25 protein-coding genes are annotated in these 25596 nt (G+C 50.4%); 19 read left to right on the forward strand and 6 right to left on the reverse strand.

Annotated features, from left to right (window positions below; genetic code table 11):
- Window positions 1–47 precede the first annotated feature (47 nt).
- Window positions 48–2006, reverse strand: a complete 1959-nt coding sequence (locus C5S62_RS00780) for an ABC-F family ATP-binding cassette domain-containing protein (RefSeq protein WP_104403644.1) — start codon at window positions 2004–2006, stop codon at window positions 48–50.
- Between the two features lie 25 nt (window positions 2007–2031).
- Window positions 2032–3516 (reverse strand): proline--tRNA ligase, encoded by a 1485-nt coding sequence (proS, locus tag C5S62_RS00785; protein WP_104403666.1) that lies wholly within the window; start codon window positions 3514–3516, stop codon window positions 2032–2034.
- A gap of 99 nt (window positions 3517–3615) precedes the next feature.
- Between proS and C5S62_RS00790 the strand changes: the two genes are divergently transcribed.
- The 19 genes from C5S62_RS00790 (at window position 3616) to C5S62_RS00880 (ending at window position 20830) form a co-directional block, all read left to right on the forward strand.
- The gene (locus tag C5S62_RS00790) at window positions 3616–4320 is read left to right on the forward strand and encodes an OmpA family protein (protein ID WP_104403645.1); all 705 of its coding nucleotides are present in this window, start codon (window positions 3616–3618) and stop codon (window positions 4318–4320) included.
- Window positions 4321–4396: 76 nt separating this feature from the next.
- Complete coding sequence (locus tag C5S62_RS00795) at window positions 4397–4834, forward strand: hypothetical protein (RefSeq protein ID WP_104403646.1); 438 nt, start codon at window positions 4397–4399, stop codon at window positions 4832–4834.
- Window positions 4835–4885: 51 nt separating this feature from the next.
- On the forward strand, window positions 4886–5776 hold the full coding sequence (locus tag C5S62_RS00800) for a hypothetical protein (RefSeq protein ID WP_104403667.1): 891 nt from the start codon (window positions 4886–4888) through the stop codon (window positions 5774–5776).
- Window positions 5773–6288 carry a S24/S26 family peptidase gene (locus C5S62_RS00805; protein WP_110877792.1) on the forward strand — a complete coding sequence of 172 codons (516 nt, stop codon included), beginning with the start codon at window positions 5773–5775 and terminating at the stop codon, window positions 6286–6288. The genes C5S62_RS00800 and C5S62_RS00805 overlap by 4 nt, the downstream gene beginning before the upstream one ends.
- A 22-nt stretch (window positions 6289–6310) precedes the next feature.
- Entirely contained in the window at window positions 6311–6580 is a 270-nt protein-coding gene (locus C5S62_RS00810; RefSeq protein WP_104403647.1) for a PqqD family protein, read from the forward strand.
- Between the two features lie 614 nt (window positions 6581–7194).
- On the forward strand, window positions 7195–7932 hold the full coding sequence (gene pflA / locus C5S62_RS00815; protein ID WP_104403648.1) for a pyruvate formate-lyase-activating protein: 738 nt from the start codon (window positions 7195–7197) through the stop codon (window positions 7930–7932).
- Between the two features lie 56 nt (window positions 7933–7988).
- The gene (locus C5S62_RS00820; RefSeq protein WP_104403649.1) at window positions 7989–8549 is read left to right on the forward strand and encodes an NUDIX hydrolase; all 561 of its coding nucleotides are present in this window, start codon (window positions 7989–7991) and stop codon (window positions 8547–8549) included.
- A 44-nt stretch (window positions 8550–8593) separates the two neighbouring features.
- Window positions 8594–10717, forward strand: coding sequence for a Tex family protein (locus C5S62_RS00825; protein ID WP_104403650.1), 2124 nt, complete (start codon window positions 8594–8596; stop codon window positions 10715–10717).
- Window positions 10718–10772: 55 nt separating this feature from the next.
- Window positions 10773–11204 carry a nucleoside deaminase gene (locus tag C5S62_RS00830; protein WP_104403651.1) on the forward strand — a complete coding sequence of 144 codons (432 nt, stop codon included), beginning with the start codon at window positions 10773–10775 and terminating at the stop codon, window positions 11202–11204.
- Window positions 11204–11611: a YraN family protein gene (locus C5S62_RS00835; protein WP_104403652.1), complete on the forward strand. Its 408-nt coding sequence runs from the start codon at window positions 11204–11206 to the stop codon at window positions 11609–11611. Before C5S62_RS00830 ends, C5S62_RS00835 begins: the two co-directional genes overlap by 1 nt.
- Window positions 11608–11964 carry an MmcQ/YjbR family DNA-binding protein gene (locus tag C5S62_RS00840; protein ID WP_104403653.1) on the forward strand — a complete coding sequence of 119 codons (357 nt, stop codon included), beginning with the start codon at window positions 11608–11610 and terminating at the stop codon, window positions 11962–11964. Before C5S62_RS00835 ends, C5S62_RS00840 begins: the two co-directional genes overlap by 4 nt.
- Window positions 11948–12715 carry a biotin--[acetyl-CoA-carboxylase] ligase gene (locus C5S62_RS00845; protein ID WP_104403654.1) on the forward strand — a complete coding sequence of 256 codons (768 nt, stop codon included), beginning with the start codon at window positions 11948–11950 and terminating at the stop codon, window positions 12713–12715. The genes C5S62_RS00840 and C5S62_RS00845 overlap by 17 nt, the downstream gene beginning before the upstream one ends.
- A 15-nt stretch (window positions 12716–12730) precedes the next feature.
- Window positions 12731–14023: an MATE family efflux transporter gene (locus tag C5S62_RS00850; RefSeq protein WP_104403655.1), complete on the forward strand. Its 1293-nt coding sequence runs from the start codon at window positions 12731–12733 to the stop codon at window positions 14021–14023.
- Between the two features lie 381 nt (window positions 14024–14404).
- Window positions 14405–16540 carry an LptF/LptG family permease gene (locus C5S62_RS00855; RefSeq protein ID WP_104403656.1) on the forward strand — a complete coding sequence of 712 codons (2136 nt, stop codon included), beginning with the start codon at window positions 14405–14407 and terminating at the stop codon, window positions 16538–16540.
- 73 nt (window positions 16541–16613) lie between these two features.
- Complete coding sequence (locus C5S62_RS00860) at window positions 16614–17825, forward strand: bifunctional 3,4-dihydroxy-2-butanone-4-phosphate synthase/GTP cyclohydrolase II (RefSeq protein WP_104403657.1); 1212 nt, start codon at window positions 16614–16616, stop codon at window positions 17823–17825.
- 50 nt (window positions 17826–17875) lie between these two features.
- Complete coding sequence (locus C5S62_RS00865) at window positions 17876–18589, forward strand: Bax inhibitor-1/YccA family protein (protein ID WP_104403658.1); 714 nt, start codon at window positions 17876–17878, stop codon at window positions 18587–18589.
- Between the two features lie 66 nt (window positions 18590–18655).
- Complete coding sequence (locus C5S62_RS00870; protein ID WP_104403659.1) at window positions 18656–19849, forward strand: pyridoxal phosphate-dependent aminotransferase; 1194 nt, start codon at window positions 18656–18658, stop codon at window positions 19847–19849.
- Between the two features lie 85 nt (window positions 19850–19934).
- Entirely contained in the window at window positions 19935–20216 is a 282-nt protein-coding gene (locus tag C5S62_RS00875) for a LysO family transporter (RefSeq protein ID WP_104403660.1), read from the forward strand.
- Window positions 20213–20830, forward strand: a complete 618-nt coding sequence (locus C5S62_RS00880) for a lysine exporter LysO family protein (RefSeq protein ID WP_104403661.1) — start codon at window positions 20213–20215, stop codon at window positions 20828–20830. The genes C5S62_RS00875 and C5S62_RS00880 overlap by 4 nt, the downstream gene beginning before the upstream one ends.
- On the opposite strand, the gene C5S62_RS00885 is transcribed toward C5S62_RS00880, so the two are convergent.
- The 4 genes from C5S62_RS00885 to C5S62_RS00900 form a co-directional block, all read right to left on the reverse strand.
- Window positions 20780–22057, reverse strand: coding sequence for an ABC transporter permease (locus C5S62_RS00885; RefSeq protein ID WP_104403662.1), 1278 nt, complete (start codon window positions 22055–22057; stop codon window positions 20780–20782). The genes C5S62_RS00880 and C5S62_RS00885 overlap by 51 nt on opposite strands.
- Before the next feature lie 5 nt (window positions 22058–22062).
- The gene (locus C5S62_RS00890; protein WP_104403663.1) at window positions 22063–23223 is read right to left on the reverse strand and encodes an ABC transporter permease; all 1161 of its coding nucleotides are present in this window, start codon (window positions 23221–23223) and stop codon (window positions 22063–22065) included.
- A 48-nt stretch (window positions 23224–23271) separates the two neighbouring features.
- Window positions 23272–24261 (reverse strand): HlyD family secretion protein, encoded by a 990-nt coding sequence (locus C5S62_RS00895; protein WP_104403664.1) that lies wholly within the window; start codon window positions 24259–24261, stop codon window positions 23272–23274.
- Between the two features lie 76 nt (window positions 24262–24337).
- Window positions 24338–25596: TolC family protein (locus tag C5S62_RS00900; protein ID WP_104403665.1), on the reverse strand; the 1259-nt coding region annotated here is incomplete at its 5' end.

Genomic DNA, 25596 nt, shown 5'->3' on the forward strand with positions numbered 1-25596 from the left:
GTTTTTATACTGATTCTTTTTCTGATCTATCGTTTCGATGACATTTGTCAGTGTGTGACGTCAAATTTCTCCAACTCCTCAACAGCCTGCGCCCATGTCTCTTCCGCTACGTTAAGCAGACGTTCGGTATCGCTGTAGAGGGCACCCAGCTTCATGTCGGCGGCGCCTTCCGGTGTGGAGAGGCGTTGCTCAATGTCTGCTTTTTCAGCTTCAAGACGCATGACTTCTTTTTCGCACTCCTCCACCCGCTTTTCAGCCTTTCGGCGTTGCCGGGCCAGTTCCTTACGCTCCTCGTAGGACAGTTTTCCCTCCGATAGCGTTTTCTCGGCTGTTGCGGCGGTACTGTCTGTTTTGTTCGGAAGGAGATGGTCTTTCTTTGTGTGTAGTTCATCAAGAGAGGCCATTTCCTTTTTTTGCAGGAAATCGTAGATACCGCCGATGTGCTCGCGTACCAGCCCTCCGCCAAACTCGTAGACCTTCGTTACCAGCCCATCGAGAAACTCACGGTCGTGGCTTACCACGATGACCGTTCCGTCGAATGTCTGAATAGCTTCTTTGAGAACGTCTTTGGTACGCATATCAAGATGGTTGGTGGGTTCGTCCAGAATAAGGAAGTTGACCGGTTCCAGCAGAAGCTTTATCATGGCCAGGCGGCTGCGCTCGCCGCCGGAAAGAACTTTTACCTTCTTGTCGGAGGCTTCGCCGCCAAACATGAACGCACCCAGAATATCGCGTATCTTCAAACGGATGTCACCTCGGGCCACACGGTCGATGGTGTCGAATACAGTAAGCTCTCCGTCGAGCAATTGCGCCTGGTTTTGAGCGTAGTATCCTATTTCCACATTGTGCCCTAATTTCAAGGTTCCCGTGTAGGGGATCTCATTCATGATACATTTGACAAGAGTGGACTTACCCTCTCCGTTCTTTCCGACAAAAGCAATTTTCTCGCCTCGCTTTATCGTGAGATTGACATCATGAAATACGCTGTGCTCTCCGTAATCTTTCCTCAAATCCTCACAGATGACAGGATAATCGCCGGAACGTGAGCAAGGAGGGAACTTCAGATGGAGTGAAGAATTGTCCACTTCGTCCACCTCGATGGGAACTATCTTCTCCAGTTGCTTGATGCGGCTTTGCACCTGTACGGCTTTAGTGGGCTTGTATCGGAAACGTTCGATAAAATCCTTAATATCGGCAATTTCCTTCTGTTGGTTTTCGTACGCCCGTAACTGTTGTTCCCTACGTTCGGCCCTCAAGCGGATGAAATCGTCGTACTTAACTTTATAGTCCACCACCCGGCCGCATGTTATCTCCAGTGTGCGGTTTGTCACATTATTGATAAATGCCCTGTCGTGACTGACGAGTACGACCGCACCGCTGTTATGGGCAAGAAAATTTTCAAGCCATCGAATGCTTTCTATGTCAAGATGATTGGTTGGCTCATCAAGCAATAGAACATCAGGCCGGCGAAGCAATAGCTTTGCTAATTCTATGCGCATGCGCCATCCACCGGAAAATTCTTTGGTAGGCCGTCCGAAATCGGATGGTGAAAAACCTAATCCCTGTAACGTCCGTTCCATTTCGGCACGATAATTCATGCCTCCAGTCATTTGGAAACGCTCACTTTCATGAGTGAAACGTTCTACCAAAGACATATAATCAGCACTGTCATAGTCTGTTCTTTGTGCCAGTTCGTTGTTAAGATTCTCAATGTGTGCTTGCAACTCACTGATATGATCGAAGGCTTTTTCCGTTTCTTCAATAACAGTGTGCTCGTCCGACAAAACCATAACCTGCGGTAAATATCCTATGGTCACATCGCGCTGTATGGCAACTGTACCGGAAGTGGCCTGTTGCTGGGCTGACAGGATTTTCAGGAGTGTGGATTTCCCTGCCCCGTTCTTGCCGACCAAGGCTATGCGGTCTTTCTTATTTATAACAAAAGAGCAGTCCTCAAAGAGAGGACGTGCTCCGAATTCAACTTTTAATGCTTCTACGCTAATCATGTCTTAACGGTTGTGTGACAGAACTTTAATAGCTTCTTGCCACAATGGCTCTGCAGGTCGCCGGTTTGCCGCTTACCATATCCGTACCTGGATTCGATTGATCGTAACCGTAAGGTATGCAACGGATTGTGGCTTGTGTGTCGGCCTTGATCTTAGCTTCTGTCTCTTCGGTTCCATCCCAAGGGCAGAGGAAGAAACCGCCATCTTTGACACGTAATTTGAATTCTTCGTAGTTATCACAAGTAAAGATGTTTTCCTGCAGACGTTTATTGGCCTTCTCAAAAATATTCTGTTGGATTTCTTCAAGAAGATTTTTCACATATTCCTCTATGCCTTCGAGTGGTAAGGTCTGTTTTTCCAGAGTGTCGCGGCGCATCAGTTCTATTGTGCCGTTGTTCATGTCGCGGTGTCCCATAACGAGCCGTACCGGCACGCCCTTCAATTCGTAATCCGCAAATTTGAAACCAGGACGTTTGTTGTCTGCGTTGTCGTACTTTACGCGGATGCCCATGGACTTCAGACGTGAGGTGAGGGCGTTGAGCTTTTCATTCAGTTCGGACAGTTCTGCATCACCTTTATATATAGGTACGATTACAACCTGAATCGGGGCTAAATGAGGTGGTAGCACCAAACCGTTGTCATCGGAATGTGTCATGATGAGTGCTCCCATCAGACGAGTGCTAACTCCCCAACTGGTAGCCCAGGCATAATCCAGTTGATTGTTTTTATCAACAAACTGCACATTGAATGCCTTACCGAAGTTCTGCCCCAGGAAGTGACTTGTTCCGCTTTGGAGAGCCTTACCATCTTGCATCATGGCTTCGATGGTGTACGTGTCGAGCGCCCCTGCAAAACGTTCTGTTGCACTTTTTACGCCACGTATGACAGGTATAGCCATTACTTCACGAGCAAAATCGGCGTAAACGTCAAGCATCTGTTTGGCGCGTGTCTCAGCTTCTTCTCTTGTGGCGTGTGCCGTATGGCCTTCCTGCCAAAGAAATTCACTGGTGCGCAAGAACAGGCGTGTGCGCATTTCCCATCTCATTACGTTGCACCATTGGTTGCAGCAGAGAGGCAGGTCACGCCAAGAATGTATCCATTTGCGATAAGTGTTCCAGATAGTAGTTTCTGAAGTAGGGCGTATAATTAATTCTTCTTCCAATTTGGCAGAAGGGTCTACTACCACGCCGTCACCTTCAGGGTTGGCTTTAAGGCGGTAGTGTGTTACAACGGCACATTCTTTTGCAAAACCTTCTACGTGCTCGGCTTCTTTCGAGAGAAAACTTTTGGGAATAAGCATCGGGAAGTATACGTTTTGAACGCCGGTTTCCTTGAAGCGGTCATCGAGGGACTGTTGGATTTTTTCCCAAATGGCATAACCATAAGGTTTGATAACCATGCAGCCTCGCACATCGGCCTGTTCGGCCAAATCAGCTTTGACAACAAGTTCATTATACCATTTTGAGTAATCCTCACTACGTTTCGTAAGGTCTTTTAATTCTTTTGCCATATCGTAAAATAACATTTATGTGGCTGCAAAATTACGAAATAATTCGTACCTTTGCCGCGTAATAACAAACTATCATTAAAGATTTAAGTAAAAACGATTATGAAGACAATGAAATTTTCAACAGGTATACTCTGTATAGCTATGCTTTTGAGTGCGTGCTCAATGTCAAATACAGCCAAAGGAGGTCTTATCGGCGGTGGTAGCGGTGGTGCTCTCGGTGCTCTCATCGGTCAGTTAGCCGGTGGTGGTAAGGGTGCTGCTATCGGTGCAGCCATCGGTACTGCTGTTGGTGCCGGTACAGGAACGCTCATCGGCCATAAGATGGACAAGGCTAAGAAAGCAGCTGAGGCCGCCAATGCTGAAACTGAAGTCATTACGGATGAGAACGGTAATGCCGCAGCTGTAAAGGCTACGTTCCCTTCTGGCATCCTCTTCTCTTTGAGCAGTTCTACGCTTAGTGCTCAGGCGCAAAGCAATCTGAAGACTTTTGTAACTAATCTGGATACTGATTTGGATCTCAGTATTTACGGCTTTACAGACAATACGCCGTTTAAGGGCGTTTCTGCTGCTCAGAGTCAGGAAAAGAACAAGGTTCTTTCTTTGCAGCGTGCGCAGACAGTGAGCAATTTCCTGAAAAGCAGTGGCTTGGCCGCTTCTCGCATACGTGAGGTTACTGGCTTAGGCGAAACTAATCCTGTAGCCGACAATAGCACTGCCGCCGGCAAGGAGCAGAACCGTCGTGTGGAAATTTATATTTTCCCGAGCGAGGCTCTGATTAAGCAGGCTCAACAGCAAGCTCAGTAAAAAAATAATAACGGGCAAGGATGCAAGTCAGCAGATTTGCATCCTTGCCCGTTTGTTTCATTTAATAATAAGTCTTATGGCTGTCAGATTCTTCTTTTTAGCATTGATTATTGCATGTTCTTCTGTTTCTGTTTGTGCAAAAGGAGGCAGTGATGACGGAAAACTTTATGTTTTCGGTGTAGCCACCAGTTTAGGGGATACGACCGTATATTTGTCCTCGATTCAGGAAATTGAAGGCGTAATAAACAGCAAGTCTGCTTTCTTTGACAACTGTCAAACCTATGTCCGTCAAATGGAAACTTATCTTCAGGAGCAGACAGGACAATATTTCACCTGTGCCTTTTTCTTTAGTCCAAAGAAAAAGAAGGCAGATAAGAAATGGGCGGCAGTGCGTAAGAATCTGAATAAAGAGCAGCGAAATAATATTCTGTTGATTCCAGATAAGGATTTTCGCTTCCGGATGGTTGCCCCTTCTGTTTCCGATGGGAATATGCCGGAAACTAAGGGCAAGTAGCTTTGTGAGAATTTAGTTGATAAATATATTTTGCCCATACTCATTAAAAGAGTGAACGATTTCTTTTTTCAAGTGGCGGATGCCGCATTTCATCTTCATTTTAATGAAATAACAGACGCAAGGCCCCTATTGCCTTCTTATGCACCTTTTTATATAAAAGACAGAAAGGATACCTCTGTCATTTTCGATATGACCATTGGTGACAATCTGGTAAGTTTCATTCCGGATGGTGAAGAAATAGGGACGTTCGATTGCGGCGGTATCAACCATGGTATTTACAAACGACCGGAAGGAGGATATTTTATAACCATCACTGATGTGGGGGGCAAACCGGCTTGTGCCATGGAGACTTCCGCGGATTTCTCAGAGTGCAGAGCCTCGCTTTTCGGTGGTGACGACCTTTGGCGTTTTGGCTTGAACAATGCCCTTATGATTGCTTTTGCCTTTGCCGGCGCCCACCATGACATTCTCCTTATACACGCGTCTGTTACGATGAAAGATGGTTATGCTTATCTGTTTTTAGGTAAGAGCGGAACAGGCAAAAGCACCCACTCCCGTTTGTGGCGTGAGCACATTCCCGGTTCAGACCTGCTTAACGATGATAATCCCGCCGTTCGGATCGGCAAGGACGGCAGTGTGTCGGTATACGGTACTCCCTGGAGCGGTAAAACACCCTGTTATCGCAATTTGTCTCTTCCGGTTGGAGCCTATCTCCGCTTGGAGCAGTATTCCGAGAACGTCATATTCCGTGAGACCGGTGCCAAATCCTTTGCTTCAGTGTTTTCATCGTGTTCTTCCATGATGTGGGACAAGCCTTCCTATAATGCCATACTCAATACCGTATCCCGAATAGCGTCTTCCGTTCCGGTCTATTATCTTAAATGCCGGGCCGACAAAGAGGCAGCGCTACTCAGTTTCAACACCATAGCTTCGGACAAATGAATACGGCTGTAGGAGAAAAAGAGAGGCAGACGAAAAGCAAAGCCATTCCTGCCGAGCATCTTATACCGGCTGTCAAGAACATGCTTGACGAGGGACGCACTGCTACTTTCCGGATACGCGGCCGTAGCATGCGGCCTTTTTTGGAAGATTGCCGCGACAGAGTTATTTTGGCTCCTTGCGATGGAGCCGGCGTAAAGCCGGGCGATGCCGTATTGGCCGAGATAAATCCCGGAGTATACGTGTTTCATCGGGTGGTAAGTCATACCGGCGATACGGTTACGCTCCGTGGTGACGGAAATGTTTACGGAACGGAAAGTTGCCATCCGTCGCATGTCATCGGACGGGCAACAGGTTTTTTACGCAAGGGGCGTAGTTGTCCCGATTCCACTTCCGGCGTGAAATGGCGTCTTTATTCCTTTTTGTGGCCCTCTTCCTCTTTTTTGCGCCGGATATTTCTGGCTTTCCACAGGCGCATAATCCTTCGTTGGTTTCCTTCAAGAATAAAATCATAACATCTTTTATATCAGAAAAATCATGAAATTAAAATCCGGGTTCGAATTGCGCGATGTGTGCGGCGAGAAAGTCGTCATAGCCCAAGGCATTGAAAATGTTGATTTCAGCAAGCTTATTACCCTCAATGAGAGTGCCGCTTATTTATGGACCGCTGTGGGCACCGGTTCTTTTGATGCCCACACACTGGCCCGTCTGCTGGTGGAAGAGTATGAAGTCACGCCCGAAAAGGCTCTTTCCGATGCCGATACCCTTATTGAAGTATGGCGCAAACAGGGGGTAATAGAAGAATAGGGCATTCCTCTTCAGGAAGGCTTTAATGATGAAAAATCCATATCGTTTCTTTATGAAATGGTATGGATTTATCAGTTATATCTGTCCTCTGTTTTTAGCTAATTAAAGTAAAAAGAATAGTTTGAGGACCGTAATGAGAATTAACACTTTTAACTTTTCCTTTGGCATCCGACCGTCTTTTAGAGCAATGAAGGCACCTTCCGGCAATGGGAATAGAGATATTTTTTAGGGCAATACTCGGAATTTAAATTCCAAGTATTGCATTTTTAAGAACAATACGGACTTTTTTGCCTTGAAAATTCATGAAAAAAGCCGTCCTTGCGAGACGGCTTCATATTCTGCTACAAAGATACCACCTGAAACGACCGAAAGCAAGAAATGTTAAATCGGTGAATCGCGGCCGTATTGTTTATAATCCTTAAATAACCCCAATACATGTTTACTTCTTCCGGCGGTCTGCCTGTCGGGTTTCCGAATGTTGTTTCCGCTGCTGGATTTTTCCAATATTAATCGTTATCTTTGTCCTCACTATATCACGAAACGTCGCTCGCGGAATGCTTCCGTATGTCAACGCATGGCAGCTGTGGCGGGCGTACCGGTTGGAAAGAAAAATTATGGAAAAAACAATAAGAGTACACAGTTACGAGAGCATGGGTACGTTTGACGGCCCCGGCCTGCGCTACGTGGTGTTCCTTCAGGGATGCCCGTTCCGTTGCCTTTATTGCGCCAACCCCGACACTATCGATGCCGTGGGTGAAAGCAAGGAGACTTCGCCCGACTATATTTATGAGCAGGCCGTTTCTATGAAGCCTTTCTTCGGCAAGCGTGGAGGCATTACTTTCTCGGGAGGCGAGCCTACCGTTCAGGCCGAGGCGCTTATTCCGCTTTTTGAGCGTCTTAAAGCGGCCGGTGTTCATATTTGTGTCGATACTAACGGCACGGTGTGGAACAGTCATGTAGAGGAACTTCTGCGTCTGACAGACCTTGTTCTGCTCGATGTGAAAGAAATCAATCCGGAGCGTCACAGCCACATTACCGGCCGGAGCAATGAGCAGACGCTCCATACCGCCGAATGGCTTGAGGCCAGCGGGCACCCTTTCTGGCTGCGCTACGTGCTTGTGCCCGGACTGAGCGATGCGGAAGAGGATCTGCACAAACTGGGACAGCATTTTAAGGATTTCCGGCAGATTCAACGGGTGGAACTGCTGCCTTACCATACACTCGGTGTTCATAAATACGAAGCCTTGGGATGGGAATACCAGCTGCGGGACATAAAGGAGAATACGCCGGAGCAGCTTGTCCGGGCTGAGGAAATCCTGCGCAAATACTTTCCGCAACTTGTTGTCAATTAAAACGAAGATATTTTTCATCCGGTCTGTCTGTCATTCAGCTCATATCTGATTTCTTTATGAAAAAGCTTGACAATGATCCCCGTCACTGGGAAATTCTGAAAAGTGATTACCTCTTTCGCCGTCCGTGGCTCACGGCCCGCCGCGACTGTGTGCGGTTGCCTGCCGGTGTGGTGAACGATGAATATTATGTGCTGGAATACCCCGACTGGGTAAACGTCATAGCCCGTACCAAGACAGGAGAGTTCGTCTTCATCAGACAGTACCGGCATGGGTTGGGACAGACCGCATGGGAAATCGTGGCCGGCTGTATTGATGCCAGCGATGCTTCGCCTGAAGAGGCCGCGCGGCGCGAACTCTACGAAGAGACCGGTTACGGCGGCGGCCGCTGGCGGTTGCTCACTACGCTGGCCTGCAATGCCAGTGCCATGAACAACCTGACCTACTGCTACGTGGCCGAAGACGTTGAACTGCTCTCGGAACAGCACCTCGAACCTACGGAGGACATTGTCGTGCATCTCCTCTCTCCGCAGGAGGTGAGGCAGTTGCTCTCGGGCGACGAAATCAGACAAGCCTTGATGGCAGCACCTTTGTGGAGATATTTCTCGGAACAGCAATAGTTTTCCGTAGCGAAACCGTTTTTTGTGAAAAACTTCTTAAGAACATGGAAATTGCAAATATCATAGCCCGTTCTCTCGGTTTGCGGCCGGCACAGGTGGCCGCTACCGTGCGTCTGATAGACGAAGGTGCCACAATTCCCTTTATCAGCCGCTACCGCAAGGAGGTGACGGGAGGACTTGACGAGGTGCAGGTAGGCAAGGTGAAGGAAGAAAACGAACGTCTGGCAGAGCTGGCTCACCGGCGTGAGTTCATACTTAAAACCATTGAGGGACAGGGCAAACTGACCGAAGAACTCCGTTTGCGCCTCACGACGTGTTGGGACGAAACACAGCTTGAAGATATTTATCTGCCTTACAAGCCCAAACGGAAAACACGGGCAGAAGCTGCACGAAACAAGGGGCTGTCGCCTCTGGCTGACACTTTGATGCTTCAGCCTTACGCCGATCCGTTCAAGAGCGCTGCGCGCTACATAGGCGACGGAGTTCCTGACGTTGAGGCTGCCCTACAGGGAGCACGCGACATTGTGGCCGAACGTGTGAGCGAAGATGAGGAAACACGGCGCCGGCTCCGGCATGTTTTTGAAAAGACAGCCCTCATCCGTTCACGGGTAGTGAAGTCAAAAGTTGCCGAAGCCGGGAAATACCGCGACTATTTTGACTTTTGCGAACCTTTGCGCCGTTGCACGTCTCACCGCTTGCTGGCCATGCGCCGCGGCGAGGCTGAGGGATATTTGCGGGTGAGCATCGGACCCGCCGACGAGGAAGCCGCACGGCAGGACATCGTTCACCGCTACGTGCGTCGCGGCACACCGGCTGCCCCGCAGGTACAACAGGCCGTAGAGGATGGCTTCCGGCGCCTGCTTCTGCCCGGCATCGAAGGCGAATTTGCGGTTTTAAGTCGCAAACTTGCCGGCGAAGAAGCCATCAAAGTGTTTGCAGCCAACCTCAAGCAGTTACTGTTGGCCCCTCCGCTGGGACAGAAACGCATCATGGGCATCGATCCCGGCTTCCGGACAGGATGCAAGGTTGTGTGCCTTGATGCGCACGGCAATCTCCTCCATAACGAAACCATCTATCCCCACCAGCCGGTCAATCAGTATGCGCGCGCCGGATTTGCCGTATCATGTATGGTAAAGGACTACCAGATAGAAGCCATCGCCATAGGAAACGGTACGGCCGGCCGCGAAACGGAAGAGATGGTAAGAAATCTTCACCTGAAGGGGGTAGACGTTTTTCTGGTAAGCGAAGACGGGGCGTCAGTCTATTCCGCCTCACCCTTGGCGCGCAAGGAATTTCCTGACTATGATGTAACCGTGCGCGGTGCCGTGAGCATTGGGCGCCGCCTGTCCGACCCCCTTGCAGAGTTGGTGAAAATTGACCCCAAGGCTATCGGCGTGGGGCAATACCAGCACGATGTCGACCAGGCAGCCTTGAAGAAATCACTCGATTCAACGGTGGAAAGCTGCGTCAACGCCGTTGGAGTAAACGTCAACACCGCCAGCAAGTCCCTGCTCACGTACATATCGGGCTTAGGGCCGTTGCTGGCGCAGAATATTGTGGATTATCGGGCCGAACATGGCGCGTTCCCTTCACGGGAGGCGTTGCTCGACGTGCCCAGGATGGGTAGGAAGACTTACGAGCAGTGTGCCGGATTCCTGCGTATATCAGGTGGCGATAACCCTCTCGACAATACGGCTGTACATCCGGAACGCTATGCCTTGGTGGAGCGGATGGCAAAGAACGCCGGATGTGATGTGCCGGCACTGATAGGCTCTCCCGACCTGCGTGCCGGAATACGCTTGGAGGATTACTGCTCCGCCGAAATAGGCCTGCCTACGTTGAAGGACATCATGGCGGAGTTGGCCAAGCCCGGGCGGGATCCGCGTGGCACTGCCAAGGTTTTCAGCTTCGATGCACGATTGCGCTCGTTGTCCGATTTGGAAGAAGGAATGGAAGTGCCAGGTGTGGTGACCAATATAACCCGCTTCGGCTGCTTTGTTGACATGGGCATAAAGGTCAAGGGATTAGTGCACGTATCGCAAATGGCCGACCGTTTTGTGAAAGATCCGGCAGAAGTGGTGCATATCCAGCAGCAGGTAATCGTGCGGGTGATTGATATAGACGAAGAGCGCGGAAGGGTAGCCTTGCGCCTTGTGGGCGGTATGTAGGAATTTTTCCTGATAACCTTTCCTGTTCTTATTTTAAATGAAAAGAATTCAAGTGATGATCGACGAAGAATATATGAAACGTGCCTTGGAACAGGCACAGATGGCGTTTGACCGCGATGAGGTGCCGGTTGGTGCCGTGGTGGTGTGCCGTGACCGCATAATAGCCCGTGCTCATAATCTCACAGAGACGCTTAATGACGTGACAGCACATGCAGAAATGCAGGCTATTACAGCGGCTGCCGACGCTCTTGGCGGAAAATATCTGGATGTCTGCACGCTTTATGTAACTGTAGAACCTTGTGTGATGTGCGCCGGAGCCATCGGATGGTCGCAACTGGGACGTCTGGTATACGGTGCCGCCGACCCTAAACGCGGCTTCAGTGTTTATGCACCAAAGGCGCTGCATCCCCGGACAGAAATAGTGGGCGGCGTGATGGCTGAAGAATGCGGCGGACTAATGACAAGTTTTTTTAAGCGTAAACGCTGATGGCACGGCACAACGAACTGGGCCTGGCCGGTGAGGAAGAAGCCTGCAGGTATCTGATGCACCGCGGTTACCGCCTTCTTGACCGCAACTGGCGCGTAGGACATTTGGAACTGGACATTGTGGCCGATTATTACGGTGAGATCGTTTTTGTGGAAGTGAAGACCCGCAGCAGCCAGACCCAAGTACCGGTAGAGGCTGCTGTCAATCTGGAAAAACAGGAGAACATTCTCGAAGCAGCCCACCATTATATATTGGACAAACATCTTGACCAGCCTTTCCGTTTCGACATCATAACTGTTGTGGGCGAGCGGAGACCCTTTGAGATTCAACAGATAGAAAATGCCTTTGACTCCGAAACTTTACGTTATCAGAAGAAATACGGCGTTGCCAAAACCTCTTTCCAATGAACATAGAAACCGTTCGGGAGTATTGCCTCTCCCTGCCTCTGGTGACGGAAGATACCGCTTTCGGACCGGATTACATTCTTTTCAGAGTTTATAATAAGATTTTTGCCTGCCTTGACCTTACGAGGCCTGACCGTGTGGCATTGAAGTGCGACCCAGATCGTGCCATAGCCCTGCGCGACACTTATGCCGGCATTGACGGCGCCTGGCATTGGAACAAGCGTTACTGGAACGATGTGGTTTTCGATGCCGATGTGTCCGATGATGTGATTCTCCAGCTCATAAACCATTCTCTAGACGAGGTATTGAAGAAACTTCCCAAGAAAACACAAGCGGAATATGCCCAGCTCCGGTGAACTTTCTGCCGCTTGGCGGCGGATAAGCCTGATGACGACAGACTCTACCATGCTGCAGTTGCGCCGTCAGGAAATGGTGGCGGCTCACACTACAGATTTCCTGCTTCTGACGGCCGGTTTCCAAACGGCCGGCCGCGGGCAGCACGGTACGTATTGGGAAGCGACCGCGGGTGAGAACCTGCTTTTCGGCATACGTTGCCGCCCCGTTTTCTTACCGGCGGCCAGGCAGTTTTTCCTATCGGAGGTACAGGCATTGGCGGTAGCTTCGGCACTAGACGCTTATGTGAATGACATTACGCTGAAGTGGCCGAATGATGTTTATTACCGCGACCGCAAGATTTGCGGCATGTTACTCGAACATGATTTGAGTGGAGGGCATATTACCGCCACCGTTACCGGAGTAGGACTGAATGTTAATCAGACCCGTTTCGGGAGCGATACGCCCAATCCCGTTTCATTGCGGCAGATTTTGGGCAGACCGGTAGACTGTGAGGAACTGCTTTACCATATCTGCCATTATTTTGAGCAGTATTACAACCATCTCAAGCGAGGGGGAGAGCATGAGCTACATCATCTGTATTTATCGCGTCTCTACCGGCGCGAGGGATTCCATCCTTATCAGACAGCCGGCGGCCGGCGCTTCCTTGCCCGCATAGCCGGAGTGGCTCCGTCCGGAGAACTATGTCTGTGTGAGGAAAACGGCCGTGAATCCTCCTACGCTTTCAAGGAGGTGAAGTTCCTTTCCATGTAAATCCTCCTTTCCCTTATGTACCGCAACATCTGGCGCATAGCCGTTCCCAGTATCGTTTCCAATATCACAGTGCCCCTGCTCGGACTGGCCGATACCGCCATCGTAGGCCATCTTGGCTCACCGGCTTATATCGGTGCCATTGCAGTAGGAGGTATGGTGTTCAATATGGTTTATTGGCTTTTTGCCTTTTTGCGGATGGGTACCGGCGGACTGACGGCGCAGGCCTACGGCCGTGGTGACAAGACCGAGGTACTGCGTGCACTGTGTCGTTCGTTGGGTGTGGCCTTGGGAGCCGGTCTGCTACTCATCGCCTTGCAGGGAGTGCTGACGGATGTCGCCTTCCGGCTGGTTTCGGCATCACCTGACGTAGAGGTGCTTGCCCGCCGTTATTTCAATATTCTTATATGGGGAGCTCCCGTTGTACTGGCGCAGTATGGTCTCACCGGCTGGTTCCTTGGTATGCAGAATGCCCGCTTTCCCATGTATATTGCCATAGTCCAAAATGTTGTCAACATAGCGGTGAGCCTGATACTGGTTGCAGGAATCGGACTGAAAGTCGAAGGTGTGGCATTAGGCACGCTGACGGCACAATATGTCGGATTGTCTGTAGGATTTGCATTGTGGTGGAAGCGTTATCATGCCTCAGCTTCCGGTATCCTGCACCTGAAGGGCGTGTGGAAACGTTCCGCTTTGGCGCATTTTTTAGGTATCAATCGCGACATTTTCCTACGCACGCTCTGTCTGGTTGGAGTGACCACCAGTTTCACTTCCGCCGGTACGGCGCAAGGCGAACTGGTGCTGGCAGCGAACACCCTCCTGATGCAGTTCTTTGTTCTTTTTTCCTATTTCATGGATGGTTTTGCCTATGCCGCCGAAGCTTTGGGCGGCCGTTATGTAGGCGCGCGCAATGTGAGCCGTTTCCGTAGCCTGGCACGACTGCTGTTCGTCACAGGCGGCGGTTTGGCTATTCTTTTTGCTGGAGTTTATGCCTTGGGAGGCGCCGCTTTTCTCCGTTTGCTCACCGGCGAAACTGCCGTTGTCGAAACCGCCGTCCGCTACCTTCCAGCCATAGCGGTGCTCCCTCTCCTGAGCTTTGGCGCCTTTCTTTTCGATGGCCTTTTCATCGGAGCCACCGCTACCCGTGAAATGCTGTTGTCCATGACTGTGGCCACGGCCGCTTTCTTTCTCGTCAATGCGCTGTTTCCGCCAGATAATGCCGTCTTATGGGTAGCTTTTCTCACCTACCTTGCTTTACGCGGACTGATGCAGGCGTTTTTCTTTCGTCGTGTGATGCGGCGTGCTTTCTGAGTGGTGGAAAACCGGCTGCGCCACGTTTCAACATAATTGGCGCAATCTATATTATTCCGGCCATGCACCGAAAGTTTTTCCACACCACCGACCGGTCAGAGCAGTGTCTGGCGAACCGCTTCAGACATCACAGACAAACAGGAAAAGTTTTTCCTGATACCACCTCTTAAAACCGATGTGGAACATCTGACAGTAAATATTTTAAAAATCCATCAGCCCCAAAAGGCGGGCAGAACGGCTCACAGCGGCTGCAAGCAAACCGTTTAACACGGTTATTTGAAAAAAAACTCGTATTTTTGCAGTGATATTCCAACACGGTTCCCCGCATTGCAAATGTGAAGCGCGCCGCAGGCCGCCCAAACGGAACACCGTTTCCCCACAATGAAGAAGTTAGACCTCTACATATTGAAGAAGTTTCTGCCACTTTTCGTGGCCGCCTTCTTCATCTGTCTCTTTGTATTCATGATGCAGTTCACCTGGCGCTACATGGATGAACTCATCGGCAAGGGCCTCTCACTCGATGTACTCGGGCAGTTTTTCTGGTACATGGCCGTAACGCTCGTGCCCATGTCGCTGCCACTGGCCGTATTGCTGGCCTCGCTCATCACTTTCGGCAACATGGGCGAACAGTTGGAACTGCTCTCCATGAAAGCGGCCGGCGTACCACTCATACGCATCATGCGCCCTATCCTGATAGTTGTCATAATGGTTACCGGAACTTCTTTCTATTTTCAGAACTTCACAAGTCCCCAAGCCCAAATCAGTATGCAGACGCTACTCTTCAGCATGAAGCAGGCACAACCGGCCGTGGAAATTCCCGAAGGAGTGTTCTACAACGAAATACCGGACCTTAACCTTTACGTGCAACGCAAGAATGCTGAAACCGGCATGCTCTATCAGGTGATCATCTACAAAACCGACCAAGGATTCGACAAGGCACAGATCGTACTGGCAGATTCAGGACGTCTGGAAATGTCGGAAGACAAACTCCACCTGAAACTCGACCTGTGGAGCGGCACACAATCGGAAGCCTGGCAACAAGGCGGCGTGTCGGCCATGGGAAGCATCAAACTGCCTTTCGACCGCGAGACATTCAACTACAAACAGGTAATCATAGACTTCGACAGCAATTTTGCCCTAATGGACAAAAACATGCTCAACAATATGCCGCAGGCCAAAAACATGAGGCAGATAGAAACCAGCGTAGACTCCATAGAGAGCAGCCTCGATAGCATCGGACAACGCTTTTACGATGACGTGAAATTACGGTGGTATCGTGTGCCAAACCTTTCGGAGCAACAAACTAAATCACTGGCCCGGATGAAAGCAGTGCCATTCGACACCCTGCTCTCCAGCATGTCCCCCGACCGCCTGCAGACGGCCAAAACGCGCGCAGCCGGCGACATACGCTCCATACGCTCTGAACTGGAATGGAAGAGCGTAATGAGCGGTGAGGGCGACAGCAACATCCGCCGCCACTGGAAAGAATGGCACCAGAAGATGACGCTTTCTCTGGCATGTCTGTTTTTCTTCTTCGTAGGTGCCCCTCTTGGCGCCATCATCCGGAAAGGCGGTCTGGGACTTCCGGCAGTCATTTCCGTACTCATATTCATTTTCTATTACATCATCGACACTTCGGGCATGAAAATGGCACGCGACGGATCCTGGAACATGATTTACGGCATGTGGATAAGTTCTGCCGTACTCATACCCTTCGGTGTGTTCCTCACTTACAAGTCCAATAAAGACTCTGTGATGTTCAACAGCGAACTTTACGCAGCTTTCTTCCGCCAACTGCTGGGACTACGCTCCTCACGCCACATCAACCGCAAGGAAGTCATCATCAATGAAACCAATTATGACCGGCTACCAGCGGAAATAGACCGGCTGCGAGAAGGATGCCATGAATACGCCCAAGCCGCCAATCTTATGTCGGCCCCCAACTACTTCCACATTTTCTTCCGACACACTACTGACAGCCGCGTAGAAAAACTGGGCGAACAGATGGACAAAATAGTCGAGGAACTCTCCAACAGCCGCGAACCGCAGGTGCTGGCGGAAACAAACCGCCTGCCAATCATTTATGCCCACGCCCACATATCGCCCTTCACCAGCCGTGAGGCAAACATGGCCGCAGGCATCTTTTTTCCTGTCGGTCTGATTTTATGGGCACGCATCTGGCGTTTCCGCTTACGACTGCTGCGCGACTTGCGACAAATTGAGAAAACCTGCATGCGCCTGAACCTCATCATCAACACCCTTAACAAGCCGGAACAGGCTGTTACCGAAGAAGCGGAAGAAACCTTGCCGACACACAAAAAGCATCGCCGGCGCGAATGGGCCATTGCCATTATTGTAATCCTACTGGCATTCGCCGGCGGCTGGTACACCTACCGCCATTTCCGCAATAACCGGCCGGACAAACCCATCAAAACTAAAAAAACAATACCGACTTCCATTCCGGAAAATTCTTCAGGGCGGACACTCCCCATGCCAAAACCTCTGAAACAATCATAAAATCCTCACTCAACGGAAAATCGTAGACAGATTCGTCAAGACATTTTTCCCTATAAAACAATAACCGAAAGATATGAGCCATTTCAACCTAGCCACAATAGAAGAAGCTCTCGAAGACTTTAAGCAAGGTAAATTCGTTGTCGTTGTAGACGACGAAGACCGCGAAAACGAAGGCGACCTTATCATGGCGGCCGAACTCGTAACCCCTGAGGCCGTCAACTTCATGTTGCGCTACGGCCGCGGCGTACTTTGCGCACCGGTCACGCTCAAGCGTTGCCGCGAACTCAATCTGGACTTTCAGGTACAGGACAATACCAGCATGCTCGGCACTCCCTTCACCGTAACCATTGACAAACTCGAAGGTTGTACCACAGGAGTGTCATGCCACGACCGCGCCGCCACCATCCGTGCGTTGGCCGACCCAGAAAGCCGACCCGAAACGTTCGGACGGCCGGGACACATCAATCCGCTCTACGCCCAAGACCGCGGCGTACTGGCACGTGCCGGACACACGGAAGCCGCCGTAGATCTGGCACGCCTTGCGGGCTTGCAGCCAGCGGCATGCCTCATTGAAATCCTCAACGAAGACGGCACTATGGCACGCATGCCGCAACTACAAGAGTTTGCGGCAAAAGAGGGATTGAAAATCATTACCATCAAAGACCTCATAGCCTATCGCCTGAAACAAGAATGCCTCGTAGAAAAAGGTGACGAAGTCGACATGCCCACACAATACGGCCACTTCCGCCTCATTCCCTTCCGCCAAAAAAGCAACCAGCTGGAACACGTAGCCCTTATCAAAGGTAACTGGAACGATGAAGAGCCGTTGCTTGTACGCGTACACTCATCCTGCATGACGGGCGACATATTCGGCAGCGAGCGCTGTGACTGTGGCGACCAACTGCACGAAGCCATGCGCATGATTGAAAAAGAAGGTAAAGGCGTTATCCTCTATCTCAATCAGGAAGGACGGGGTATTGGTCTCATGGCCAAAATCGCCGCCTACAAACTTCAGGAAGAGGGATACGACACCGTTGATGCCAACGTACATCTGGGATATGACCCCGACGAGCGCAACTACGGCGTGGGAGCACAAATTCTCAACTTACTCGGCATAAAGAAAATGCGTCTCATCACCAATAATCCGGTGAAACGTGTCGGGCTGGAAGCCTATGGTCTGGAAATCGTCGAGAACGTATCTATTGAAATAACCCCGAATCCACACAACGAACACTACCTGCGCACAAAAAAAGAGCGCATGGGACACACGCTACATATCAAATAAACAACTCCAGGGAAGAACACAATTCTGCCTGATTAAACACATTACATCTTATGGAACAAGAAAAAACCATTAATGTTTACGGCAATGCCGAACGTGCTACGGCATTCTCCGCCCTTATGCGGAAAGTTTATATATGGATGACCATGGGACTGGCCATGACCGGACTCACGGCTGCATACGTGGCCACCAATCAAAGACTGATGGAAACCATCTTCTCCAACCGGTTGACATTCTTCGGTCTGATAATAGCCGAACTTGCACTGGTCTTCATTCTCAGTTCGCGCATCATGCGTATGTCCTTTCCCACTGCAGGGCTAATGTTCGCCGCCTACTCCATTCTCAACGGCGCTACGCTTTCTGTTATATTCCTTGCTTATTCAACGGACGTCATCGCAACAACGTTTCTCGTGACTGCCGGAACTTTCGGCGCAATGAGTCTGGCCGGTTTTATCATCAAACGCGACCTCTCAGCCATGGGACGTTTCTTTTTCATGGCACTCATCGGCCTTATCATAGCAAGCATTGTCAACATATTTGTAGCCAGCTCAGCACTCTATTGGGGCATCACTTATCTTGGGGTACTGCTCTTTGCGGGCCTGACGGTTTACGACACACAGAAAATCAAGATGATGTTCCTTGAGCATGGCAACGAAGTCAACAACAACACAATGAAACTGGCCCTGCTAGGAAGCCTGACACTCTATCTTGATTTTGTCAACCTATTCCTCTATCTGCTACGTATCTTCGGCGGCAACCGCAATTAAAGCTTACAGGCCCCATCTTCAGCCTCACTTTCCTCAATTAGCAATTTAACAAAATACCCATCCAGCATGAACATTCTTTCCAACCGCCTTAACCGCCTCGCTCCTTCGGCCACTCTGGTCATGTCGCAAAAGAGCAGTGAATTGAAAGCCCAAGGCATCGACATTATCAATATGAGTGTGGGCGAACCGGATTTCAACACACCCGATCACATAAAAGCTGCAGCCGTCAAGGCTGTAGAGGAAAATTGGTCACGTTATTCTCCCGTAGCGGGCTATCCAGCCCTTCGTGAAGCTATTGTAGCTAAACTGAAGAATGAAAACAATCTGGAATATACTCCTGCACAGATTTCAGTTTCAAACGGAGCCAAACAGTCAGTCTGCAACACTGTAATGGCACTGGTCAATACCGGTGACGAAGTTATCATACCCGCTCCCTATTGGGTAAGCTACCCTGAAATGGTAAAGCTGGCCGGAGGAACACCTGTTATCGTGGAAGCAGGTTTTGAACAAGACTTCAAAATTACTCCCACACAACTTGAAGCGGCCATTACTCCCGCCACAAAAGCCATTATCCTCTGCTCACCAAGCAACCCCACCGGCTCGGTTTATTCCAAGGCCGAACTGAAAGGATTAGCTGACGTTCTGGCACAACACGAAAACGTTTACGTGATTGCTGATGAAATTTACGAGCACATCAATTACGTGGGCCGCCACGAAAGCATTGCACAATTTGAAAACATCCGTGAGCGCGTCATCATCATCAACGGTGTGAGCAAAGCCTATGCCATGACCGGTTGGCGCATCGGTTTCATCGCTGGTGCAGAATGGATTGTCAAAGGTTGCAACAAGCTGCAAGGACAATACACCAGCGGCCCTTGCTCCGTCTCACAAAAGGCAGCAGAAGCCGCCTACACCGGCTCTCAACAATGTGTAGAAGACATGCGCAAGGCCTTCGAGCGCCGGCGTGACCTCATTGTCCGTCTGGCACGCGAAATACCCGGATTGGAAGTCAACGAACCTCAAGGAGCATTCTACCTGTTCCCAAAATGCAGCAGCTATTTCGGAAAAACCGATGGCGTACATACCATCAACGACTCCATGGATTTTGCCCTTTACTTACTTGAAGTAGGACACGTTGCCACCGTAGGCGGTGCGGCATTCGGCTCCCCTGATTGCTTCCGCATGAGTTATGCTACCAGCGATGACAACATTGTTGAAGCGATGCGCCGCATCAAAGAGTGCCTTGCCAGTCTGATATAAGAATTCAAATAATCCTTTACACATAACAAAAGCATCCGCAAAGTTCCTTCCAACGAACTGCGGATGCTTTTCCTAATCTCATAACATGTATCCGGTCATCCTCATTACTCTTGCCGGCATTGGCATCGGTTATCTCTTTCGCCACTTCCGGTCACTGCGCTTTGTTGAAAACTCACTCCACTACACCATCGGATTAATGCTCATGGTGCTAGGATTAACCGTAGGCAGTAATCCACAAATTGTAAGAAATCTGTGGGAACTCGGCGCACAGGCCGTTTTCATCGGTAGTATGGCCACAATAGGAAGTGCTTCAGCAGCATGCGCCCTGAGGCGATGGTTATTCAACAAAGAAAAAAAGCAACCATGAAAGGAAGTATTTTCACACTGATACTGTTCGGCAGCGGCTGCATAGCCGGAGCTTTTATGGAGATGCCGGATTATCTGCCGGATTTATCGGTCTGCATTCTTTACTTCATGATGCTGCAAGTCGGCATCAACATCGGACGAAGCGGCAACCTGAAAGAAATAATCAACACTGTTGGTCCGAAAGTCCTGCTCATACCCATAGCCACCATCACAGGTACCTTACTCTTCTCAGCTTTGACCGGATTATTACTAAGCCGCTGGAGCATAGCCGACTGTATGGCCGTAGGAAGCGGCATGGGCTATTATTCACTATCCTCCGTATTGATTACCCAATTGAAGACCCCGTCATTGGGCATTCAGCTGGCTACGGAGTTAGGCACAATAGCGTTGCTTTCAAATATATTCCGAGAAATGCTGGTATTGATAGGCGCTCCCTTGCTCAGACGTTGGTTAGGCCCTTTCGGACCACTGGCAGCCGGCGGTGCCACTACAGCCGACATTACTATGCCTGCTATTCTTCGCGTATCCGGTCAAGAACTGGTTGCCATATGTCTGTTCCATGGTCTACTGATAGACATGAGCGTCCCTTTCCTTGTGAGTTTTTTTTGCGCGTAAAGCTTTCATCCTTCTATAAAGCCTTACAACATGACGGCGAGAAGCTATGATACTATACCTGTAAACCAAACAGGTGGTGAAAAAATAAATAATGGCCTGCGTCCAAAGCATCACCCACTCATGCCGTACAGCAATCAAAGGCGCCCCCATATTATTGATTTTCAAGAAACCGTTAATACCCGGCGTTGATGGAAAAATATAAGAAACGGTTTTCCAAAATGCCGGCATGGCTGTTCCCGGCCATGAGACACCCGATATGAACAAAAGCGGAACAGACGTGAAAACAATGAGCATGATACACGTCTCGCGGTGACGTACAAGAACAGAAACCGTCATTGCAAAAAAGATACAAGCCATCAGAAACGGAATCACAAAGAGAATCAGATTCACAGGGCTGCCTATTTGATTGAGGCGGAACAGATGTGGCACAACTCCCAGAACATACACAGAAATCGGTATATAAACGAGCAGATAAGCCCATGACTTACCTAAGACAATGCGCAGGAGTCCCGTATAATGACGGTTAAAGGGCATCAATTCCTTAAAACGGTTCTTCTCACGGGCTGTACCGGCTGAAATTCCCACCCCCAGCAACAGCGTCTGCTGAATTATCAGAATTAGAACAGCCGGAATGAGAAAAGACGCAAAACCGTTCTGCGGGTTATATAGACTCACTTCTTCATAAGCGATAGGATGTTCCGTCACCTCATCCTGCTGCAAGGTTGTGTTTCCGGCCCGCGCCACCTTTATTCTTGCGTTCATTGCCAGCGACACATTAGTATTGGCAGTAACCAAAGCCTTATAGTAGAGCAGTCCGCTCATATCGCAATAAACACTGACATAAGTCTGCTCCCCTTTGGACAATCTGTCGTTAAAATCCGAAGGAATATGAATAAGACCATAAGCCTCACGATGTTCTATGGCCTTCCTTGCCGCAGCCATGTCGCTGCAATAGGACATGATCTCAACATCTGCCGTAGCATCGATGTGGCGGATATATTCACGGCTGCGGGCCGTGTGACTGTCATCAACCACCACAACAGGTACATCCCGTACAGTTTCGCCGGTATATATAAAAGTATAGAGCAACGGATAAGCCAAAGGCACCAAGAAGAAGAAGATGAGCACACCTTCATCCTTAATCATGCTACGCAGTTCGTGCATGAAAATGAAGTTCCAGTCTTTGCACGACTGCCGCCAATAATCTTTTATTTTCTGAAAGTTCATATAGATCAGGGAATATAGGGTACAGTGAGTAAAACCTTCTTCAGGCGACCAAGCGACATTACCGGCAGCAATATGAATCCGACCAGGCCAAGCACAAACGGCCACACATTAAACAATGGATAACCGTCAAGGGCGCAGTTCACGTAAAGCAGAAAATAATGCCGCAACGGGAACAAATATCCCAATCCCTGCAAAACGGGATGCATGGCCATAACCGGAAAAGACATGCCGCAAATGCTAAACGAGATGACGCCCCAAAGCGATGCAAAGCTCAGTCCCAAACGTAACGTAGGCAGCATGGCAAACATGAAAACGCCCATTCCCTGCGCGGCCATCACGCCCAAAGCCATGACCAGCCACATCGTGGGGATCCCACACTTGCAGGGGAAATTCAGGAAACCGTAAAACCATACGACATAAAGTGTACCCATCAGCAGGAACACCAGCAACTGCGGCAGTAATTTCCCCGTAAGGGCTTTCCACATAGAACAGCCGGCCAACCCAATCCACTGGCGGACAGTCCCCCTTTTCACTTCCGTGCCGATACCGTAAACCGTCACCATGAAAATGAAAAGCATCAGTAATCCCGGAATAATGGTATTACTCAAGTAAACATTATAATTGAGCCAGGGGTTACCAACGGCATGCGTATCAATAACGATCGGTTGCAAATAGGCCATTGCCTGCCGCTCTGTGGCACCTTTGGCATAAAGTACGGTTCGCGATGCCGCCCCTGAGGCGAGTTCTGAAACAGTACGCATGTCTCGGTAAAGCAACGAACCTGCCACCAAATAGGAGTAATTCGTATAGAAAGACACCGTTGGGATTTCCTGCCGTTGCGCCAGGCGCGAAGTTCCCTCGGGAATATAGTAGAACCCGTATATTTCGCCCATTTGTACGGCACGGCGGGCTTCGCTCACATCGGCATATTGCGCTGTGATGTCCGTCATCTGAAAGGCATTGAGGTTACGTGCCAACGAACGCGAAGTAGCGGTGCGGTCGTTGTCAACCAGTCCCAGCGGCATATCCGTAGGTAGTCCCGATGACATCAGCGTTGTGAAAAACAGATAGCAGAACAATGGCGCCGCAACCATGCAGAACCAATAAATGGGCTTACCGGCCATGAGGCGGATCTCCCGCGCAGCTATTTTCAATATTGTGCGCATCGTACAGACTTTAGTGTTTTTGGCTGTCAAAACGTTTTCTCCTACAGGTCACTCCATATCCATGATTACCGACATACCCGGACGCAGCCCCTTCACCTCCTCCAGCGGCTCGGCCTTCACCTCAAAGGTTTTCATGTCGAACTGTCCCGTCGTCTTGGTGGCTTTCCAGGCTGCAAAGCTGCCTAAATCCTTCATATAGTAGACTTTCAGTTTCACTCTCCTGTCGCCAAGAGCCGGCACACGGGCCTCTACGGTTTGCCCTACGGCAAAATGCGACAGAAAATCCTCACGCACGTTAAACGTCACCCACATGTCTTTCATGATGGCTACGTTCATAATCGGCGCACCGGTCCCGACCAATTCGCCTATCTGTGGAAAAATCTCGGTCACCTCGCCGTCGTGCGAAGCCAGAAGCACCGTTTCCTTAAGGTAGGTCCCGACCTCATTCACAGCACCCTTAGCACGATCCACCATGGCTGCCGCAGCCTCCTTGTCTTCCCTTTGAGCGCCATTGCGCGCCATGTCATATTGTGCCTTGGCGGCCTTTGCCGTGGCTACGGCCGCATTGCGCTGAGCCGTTGCCTCATCGAATTTCTGAGCCGTCACCACACCCTGCTCATAAAGGCGCTTCATGCGGCCATACGATTTTTCAGCGATATCCACACCCGCCCGGGCTTTCTGCCACATTTCATAAGCTGCACTGACTTGCTCCTGCCGCGCGCCTCTCTCCGCCTTGCGGTTTTGAGCGGCAGCAGCGTTTTCGGCCGCCCGCGCCTGACTCATTTTCGCTTCCACATCGGGAGCTTCAAGTACGACCAGCGTGTCGCCGGTACGAACGAAATCGCCTTCTTTCACACGGATTTCGGCTATGCGGCCGGGCACTTTGCCCGACACACGGTACTCACTCACCTCTGCCTGTCCCTGAAGCGTGTTGTCGGGACGACTGAAAGCATACATGCTGCCCACTGCCACCAGCACGACAACAGCGGAAATGATGAATATGGCCGGTAAGAGGTTGGCTTTACTTTTTTGTGACATATCGTTGTTCTTTGAATGAATGATTAAATGATTGTTGTCAAAACGGATAAGAAGGAAAGAACTGCCATACGCGCCTTCAACGGCCCGATGTTCCCATGTTTTTCTCCAGCAGCGCGCGGGCCAGTTTGATGTCTATCTGCGCATCGATCTTGTCGCTCTGCGCCTGCAGCCAGGCAGTCTGTGCCGCCAGCAAGTCACTTGTGGCAATGACGCCTTCCTTGAAACCCACCTGCGCCGTGCGGAGGTTTTCCTCCGCCTTTTCGCGGTTTTTCAGGCTCATGGCATATTTCTTATTGGCCTCGTTCACTCCAAAGGCCGACTGGGCCACCTGAAGCTCTATCTTTTCGCGCACTTCGGCCACCTGCAGACGGGCCACTTCTGCCTCGGCCTGTGCGGCGCGCACTTTGTACTTGCCTTCCCCCCAATGCCACAGCGGCACGTTGAGCGTAAGGCCTACGGCCCACGTACCCCGGAAACGGTTTTCAAAACCGTTCGTCAAGCCCGGGTTGGTGGCCGTATAGGCGCCCGTCAGGGCCAGCTGAGGCAGAAAGGCCGAACGCTCTATCCTCACCTTTTCATCATATATGCCGGCAGCAGCCTGCAACTGTCCCAACTCCGGCCGATTGCCAAAGGCCAACGAGGGATCAGCCGTCACGTCGCGGGTTTCCACCTCAAGATTCTCCAATTCTTCATCGGCCGTCTGCAACTGACTGTCGAGCGGCAAACCGCAAAGTTGACAAAGCAACATGCGCGCGAGTGACAGCCCGTTGTCAACCTTCGTGAGGGTCATTTCCGCCTCGTTAAGTTTCACGCTGACAGTAAGACCGCTGGCTTTGGTGACCACCCCCTCGGCAATCATCTTGTCCATATCGGAGGAAAGCTGACGGAGCATGTCCCTGTAACCCACGGCCAGACGGTGTTTGTTCACCAACGAAACGACCTGCCAGTAAGCCTTGTCAACATCGAGCAGCAGTTCCTGCTCAACAGCACGCAGCCGCTGGCCGGCTATTTCTTCGGAATGACGTGTAATGCGGTCGTAGGCCCTTATCTTTCCGCCCATGTAAAGCGGTTGCGTGAGAATGACAGCGGCGGTAGTCACGTTACGCGTATCGGTGCGCAACGCATCGGCTATGCCCTGCCCCACTCCGTTGAGAGCATCGCCTACCTGAGGCAGGTAACCACCTATCTGCCCGATGAGCGGTGCCAGTTCGGGATGATCTTTGATGATTTGACCGGCCAGTTCCCCGAACTTCCCGGTCAAGGCAGTCCCCATATTCGAGAGGGCGTCTTTCTGCCCGCGGCTCAACAATGATATTTCATCACCCGTACGCATAT

It is taken from the genome of Prevotella sp. MGM2 (assembly GCF_002933955.1).
Classification (GTDB): domain Bacteria; phylum Bacteroidota; class Bacteroidia; order Bacteroidales; family Bacteroidaceae; genus Alloprevotella.